This window comes from Tunicatimonas sp. (assembly GCF_049647865.1).
In the GTDB taxonomy this organism is placed as follows: domain Bacteria; phylum Bacteroidota; class Bacteroidia; order Cytophagales; family Cyclobacteriaceae; genus Tunicatimonas.
Map to the genome: position 1 here is coordinate 1 of NZ_JBARYM010000642.1, position 5,496 is coordinate 5,496.

The window sequence follows — 5,496 nt, forward strand, 5'->3', positions numbered from 1 at the left end:
ATTTGTAACTACCCAGTCTCTTGGAGAAGGTAATCAAGTGCCTGAACCCGACCATAAATTAGCCGAAAAAGCAATTACTTTTTATCATGAGAAAAAGTACAGAAGGGCACTTAAGCCTTTGAATGAACTCATTCGCCGGAACCCCTTCAATGAGGAGTTGTATAAAATGCGCGGATACTGTCGCTACGCAACTAACAACCGACTAGGTGCCTGCGAAGATTATCAAAAGATTCAAAACCTGCTACATAGATCAATTCCCCCAGTAGCTCAAGATATTTGCCTAGGCTACGAAGTAAAATAAGGCACTCTTACCCGTACCGGCTCAATTTTTCAAACATGCGGTTTAACCTACAGTTGAGTAGCTGTGAGCATAAGAAAACTTAGAAAAGAATATTTGACATTAACCAACCAGCAACTACCACAATTAGCCAAAGAACAGCGTTTGCCGGTTCGGTTTAACCATTGTTTTCAACGAATAATCTTGGATACACTATTTCAGGATTGCTGGTACAATCATTTGAGCCGAAAAGGTCGCACACCAGCCTACCAACAGCTAAATGAAGATCAGTTAGCCCAAGCCATTATTCTTGCTGAACAAATGATTAAAAACCCGCAGACTATAAAAGAATTAAACCGGCGTAGCTTGCAGTACCGAGGTAAGCTAAGTACAATCCCAAAATCGTAAATTGAAATGATCTCACCCGATTCAACTTTAGATGAACTACTGGAACATGTTTGGGGTATGCTGCAAAGAGGCGGGGCGGATGCTAAGCACGCTTACCATTTTCCGGTACTGGCCACCTACGGCACCGCCGGAATTGAGCAGCGAACTGTCGTACTCCGTAAGGCCAACAAAAGTGAACGGCAACTTATCTGCTATTCGGATCAGCGAACGAAAAAAATAGATGATGTAGCCCAGAATAACCAAGTACATTGGCTATTTTACGATCACGGAAGCAAGGAGCAGATACGGGCGAAAGCAACCGTAGTTTGGCATAACGAAGATGAAACGGCGCGTGAAGTTTGGCAGAACATTCCTCTTAAAAATCGGGGCGACTATATTGGCCCCGTTCCGCCGGGTACAAATACTAGTGAATACACTGATAACCTTCCAACAGATTTTAAAAATAGCCCTACCGGGGAGAATACTCAATCAGGCTTTAAAAACTTCACCCTAATCGCTAGTACCATCTACCAACTAGATTTTCTGAAATTAAGCCGGGAAGGGCACCTTCGGGCGCAGTTTAGCTGGCACCACCAAAAGTGGGAAGGTAGTTGGGTCGCGCCCTAAATAAATGCGAAAATATCCGAAAAAATAATCAGCCCAATAGTCGCCAACAAAAGCAATGTTAGCAAGATGGTGGCAGGCCCATCAAAAATAACTTTAAGTAATTTACTCATCCCTTAATGTAGTGTAGTTTTTTCTTCGGTAAGCGGAGCGTCTACTTCAGAAGTTTCATCGGCAGCCTCTTCGTCTTCTTTTTGCACCGCTAAAAAGTGGGTAAACGTAAGCGCGGCAAGTAATCCGATTAACCCTCCCACAATCCAGGTAAACAACTCCAAGCCTTCTGTTCCGTTAGCATCAAACATATTTACAAAATTATAAATTAGTACAACTATTTTGAGTATTGGTGTTTAGGATTTAGAAGTTGGCGTAATCGCTCATTATCGTTTTCAGTACGTTGCAAATAAAATGCGCTAGAACTGAATATTTACTTGATACCTCTATCCCATCAATACTGGCGCAATTTTACCAAAATACGTAGAAACATACTAGCTTTGCCTCGTAACAATCCAAGAAACTTTAGATGCAAACTTACTTCAATCATTGTTTGCACCCTATTTTTTTTTAATCAACCAGTTTGATTTTAGTACCGACCGGAAAACATGAAGACCTATTTACGCATCCTCTCTTTTGCCAAACCGTACCGCCGATACATTCCTCAGTACTTACTTTATGCCTCACTATCCATTCTTTTTGGCTTAATCAATTTAACTCTACTAATTCCACTGTTTGAAATATTGTTCAACAAGGTAGAAGATTCAGCAATAGCCGAAATGCAAAATGCGCCTTCGTTCTCCCTTTCGGCTGATTATGTTATCAATACCTTTAACTACTATTTCTTATCTATTGTTGAAACCCGAGGAAAGGTAGGAGCACTGGCTTTTGTTTGCGGAATTATTGTGCTTTCGGTATTTCTATCCAACCTGTTTCGCTACGTTTCAGGGCTGACCCTGGCAAAAATTCGCGCGAGTGTTATTCAGAAACTACGGATGCGGATTTTTAATCAGGTTTCTCATTTGCACTTAGGATACTTTTCTAACGAGCGAAAGGGCGATATTATGTCGCGCATGACCAACGATGTGCAGGAAGTAGAAAACTCAGTGGTTAACAGCTTAAAGGTGGCCTTTCGCGATCCGGCAACTATTATTGGTTATTTTATAGTACTGCTACTGATGTCGCCCCAGCTTACCGTGTTTGTGTTGTTTGTGCTGGTGCTTTCGGGGGTTATTATTTCTCAGATCAATAAACATTTAAAGAAAAAAGCTACCGAAAGCCAGGAATCGCTCGGAAGAATTGTGAGTATACTAGATGAAGTTCTGTCAGGTATGCGGATCGTTAAGGCGTTCAACGCTCGGCAGTTGGTTGAAAATACTTTTGAGCGAGAGGTAAACCACTACGCCCACACCAATGTTGCGATGGCCCGCAAACAAGAGTTGGCCTCGCCTACCTCGGAGTTTTTGGGCGTTACTGTAGTAGCGGGAATTCTACTGTTTGGCGGAATTCTAGTACTGAACAACAACTCTTCACTAAGTGCCAGTGAGTTTATTACGTATATCATTATTTTTTCTCAGATGCTGAATCCGGCTCGTTCTATCACTAATTCCATCAGTAGCATTCAGCGCGGTTTGGCTTCCGGTGAGCGTATTTTCCGAATTGTCGATACCGAACGTCAGATTACAGAAAAGAAGGACGCTCTACCCCTGCCCGGTTTTGAGCGAGAAATTCGCTTTGAGAATATTTCTTTTGCCTACGAAGATGAACTAGTCCTTCAAGAAATTAATCTTACCCTAAAAAAAGGGAAAACTATTGCCTTAGTAGGCCCTTCGGGGGGTGGGAAATCTACTTTAGCTGATTTGCTCCCCCGCTTTTACGATCCTACTCAAGGTACCATCTACCTAGACGATGTGCCGCTAGACACATACCAAATCACTTCATTGCGTCAGCAAATGGGTATTGTAACCCAAGAATCTATTTTATTCAACGATACTATATTTAATAACATTACCTTCGGTAAACCGGATGCTACTGAGGAAGAAGTAACTCGTGCGGCAAAAATTGCTAACGCCCACGATTTTATTATGGAAACGCCTCAACAGTACCAAACGGTGGTGGGTGAACGAGGATCTAAGTTATCGGGTGGTCAGCGGCAACGGGTTAGTATTGCTCGGGCAGTGCTGAAAAACCCGGCTATTCTCATACTGGATGAAGCCACCTCAGCGCTAGACTCAGAATCGGAGCGATTGGTGCAGGAAGCCCTAACGCATCTTATGCAAAACCGAACTTCCTTGGTTATTGCTCACCGGCTAAGCACTATCCAGCATGCCGATGAAATTGTAGTAGTGCAGCAAGGCAAGATTGTAGAGCGAGGCACACACTTGGAGCTGGTTGAGGAAAATGGGCTGTACCGAAAACTTACCCAAATGCAAGCCGTGTAGTCTTAAACAAAGCGGCTAGTTGTGCGTGTTACCTTAATAATGACTTTATGTTTGATACAACAAATCTTTAGCCTATGAAACCTATCCGCCTATTTTTTTACGTTTTACTAATTTTTTATCACGTAGTTTTAATAGCATTTGCACTCAATCTAAACGATTCGGTGGCTCAGAACTTAATAGATAGCGCTAGCACCGTTCTTATCTTCACGTTTATTGGCTTCGCGCTCTTTTTAGTCGTGTTCGGTCTGGCTTGGTTTGACCGTCGGCGCTTCCAGCGTAGGCTTGAAAGGCTGGAGGCTGAAAAGAACGAAATTAAAGCTCAGGTTTACGACATGAAACGCCGGGAAGATGAAATTGATCAGGAAATAAAATCCTTTGAATCATCACTCGATGCTGAAAAAAAACCAACAGATGACCCTTTAGATACTGACCAGAGAAGACTTACATGATTGATCTGATTCGGAGCAAACTTGAAGAAGCTACCCAGTTATTAGAAAAAGTAAAGCAAGACGATCAGCTAATAACCCAGATTGAACTAGCCGCCACTACGCTTGCCGAAACTATTCGTCATGGCGGAAAAATTATCGGTTGTGGGAACGGTGGCTCGCACTGCGATGCGATGCACTTTGCCGAAGAACTGAGTGGCCGGTACCGCAATAATCGAATAGCTCTACATGTGCTATTGCTATTTCTGATTCTAGTCATATCTCTTGCGTAGGCAACGACTACGGTTACAATTATATTTTCTCCCGCTTTATTGAAGGCTTAGGGAAACCAGAAGACGCGCTCTCGCTATTAGCACCAGTGGCAATTCCCCCAATGTGCTGAATGCGGTAGAAGCTGCCCAAGCTCAAGGAATGAGAGTTATTACCCTAACCGGAAAAGACGGGGGGAAACTGGCTAATAAAGCTGATATAAAAATCCGAGTCCCCCCTTTGGTTACGCCGACCGCATTCAAGAAATTCACATCAAAGTCATCCATATTATAATCTTACTTATTGAGAAGCAAGTAGCCTCACCTAGCTAATTTCCTTTTTTTCCTACATACCTGCCGAATTTCAATTATTGTAGTTGCTTGAAATTTACTTGTTTCTCATTTTAGTGTCTATGAGTTTAAGTCTACTAACCCCCAACTTGAACACTCTAACACTTTTAACTTTCCATTTTCAACTATCAACTTCTAAACAATGTTAGCAAAAACGTTTGGCGGAGCAGTCTTTGGAGTAGATGCATACTTGATTACGATTGAGGTGAGCGTAGGTCAAGGCACCAAATTTTATATGGTAGGATTGCCAGATAGTGCCGTCAAGGAGAGTGAGCAACGGGTAGAGGCGGCCATTAAGCATTCGGGGCACGCGATGCCTCGCATCAAAACGGTAGTGAATCTGGCTCCGGCCGATATTCGTAAAGAAGGGTCAGCCTACGATCTGCCCATCGCAGTAGGAATTTTAGCTGCTTCCGGTCAAATACAAGATAAGCGACTATCCAAATATCTCATAATGGGTGAGCTTTCGCTAGATGGCATTCTTCGCCCCATTAAAGGCGTATTACCCATTGCTGTGGAAGCTCGCAAAAATGGTTTCCAAGGATTTATTTTGCCGAAGGAAAACGCCCGAGAAGCGGCTATCGTTAACAATTTGGAAGTAATTGGAGTGGAAACCCTAGCCGAAACTATTGATTTCCTTCAGGGTAACCAGAGTATAGAACCCTTCTGGCACGAAACCCGCGATATATTCTTTGAGGAGATCGACCAGTTTGCGGTAGATTTTTCGGATG

9 protein-coding genes are annotated in these 5,496 nt (G+C 42.9%); 8 read left to right on the forward strand and 1 reads right to left on the reverse strand.

The window, feature by feature from the left end; genetic code table 11:
- The 3 genes from WBA23_RS18885 to WBA23_RS18895 form a co-directional block, all read left to right on the forward strand.
- On the forward strand, positions 1 to 301 hold a 301-nt coding region (locus WBA23_RS18885), incomplete at its 5' end, for a tetratricopeptide repeat protein (RefSeq protein ID WP_424583837.1).
- Positions 302 to 364: 63 nt separating this feature from the next.
- The gene (locus tag WBA23_RS18890) at positions 365 to 685 is read left to right on the forward strand and encodes a hypothetical protein (RefSeq protein WP_424583838.1); all 321 of its coding nucleotides are present in this window, start codon (positions 365 to 367) and stop codon (positions 683 to 685) included.
- 6 nt (positions 686 to 691) lie between these two features.
- Positions 692 to 1,291 (forward strand): hypothetical protein, encoded by a 600-nt coding sequence (locus WBA23_RS18895; protein ID WP_424583839.1) that lies wholly within the window; start codon positions 692 to 694, stop codon positions 1,289 to 1,291.
- 113 nt (positions 1,292 to 1,404) lie between these two features.
- Here WBA23_RS18895 and WBA23_RS18900 read toward each other — a convergent pair whose 3' ends face one another.
- On the reverse strand, positions 1,405 to 1,590 hold the full coding sequence (locus WBA23_RS18900) for a hypothetical protein (RefSeq protein WP_424583840.1): 186 nt from the start codon (positions 1,588 to 1,590) through the stop codon (positions 1,405 to 1,407).
- Positions 1,591 to 1,887: 297 nt separating this feature from the next.
- On the opposite strand from WBA23_RS18900, the gene WBA23_RS18905 reads away from it, so the two are divergent.
- From WBA23_RS18905 to WBA23_RS18925, 5 genes are all read left to right on the forward strand, one after another.
- Positions 1,888 to 3,720 carry an ABC transporter ATP-binding protein gene (locus WBA23_RS18905; protein ID WP_424583841.1) on the forward strand — a complete coding sequence of 611 codons (1,833 nt, stop codon included), beginning with the start codon at positions 1,888 to 1,890 and terminating at the stop codon, positions 3,718 to 3,720.
- 74 nt (positions 3,721 to 3,794) lie between these two features.
- The gene (locus WBA23_RS18910) at positions 3,795 to 4,169 is read left to right on the forward strand and encodes a hypothetical protein (RefSeq protein ID WP_424583842.1); all 375 of its coding nucleotides are present in this window, start codon (positions 3,795 to 3,797) and stop codon (positions 4,167 to 4,169) included.
- A complete protein-coding gene (locus WBA23_RS18915) occupies positions 4,166 to 4,438 on the forward strand; it encodes an SIS domain-containing protein (RefSeq protein ID WP_424583843.1) in 273 nt (90 codons plus the stop codon). Before WBA23_RS18910 ends, WBA23_RS18915 begins: the two co-directional genes overlap by 4 nt.
- Positions 4,439 to 4,541: 103 nt before the next feature.
- Complete coding sequence (locus WBA23_RS18920) at positions 4,542 to 4,709, forward strand: hypothetical protein (RefSeq protein WP_424583844.1); 168 nt, start codon at positions 4,542 to 4,544, stop codon at positions 4,707 to 4,709.
- 198 nt (positions 4,710 to 4,907) lie between these two features.
- Positions 4,908 to 5,496, forward strand: a 589-nt coding sequence (locus WBA23_RS18925) for a magnesium chelatase domain-containing protein (protein WP_424583845.1), incomplete at its 3' end; no start/stop codon positions are given.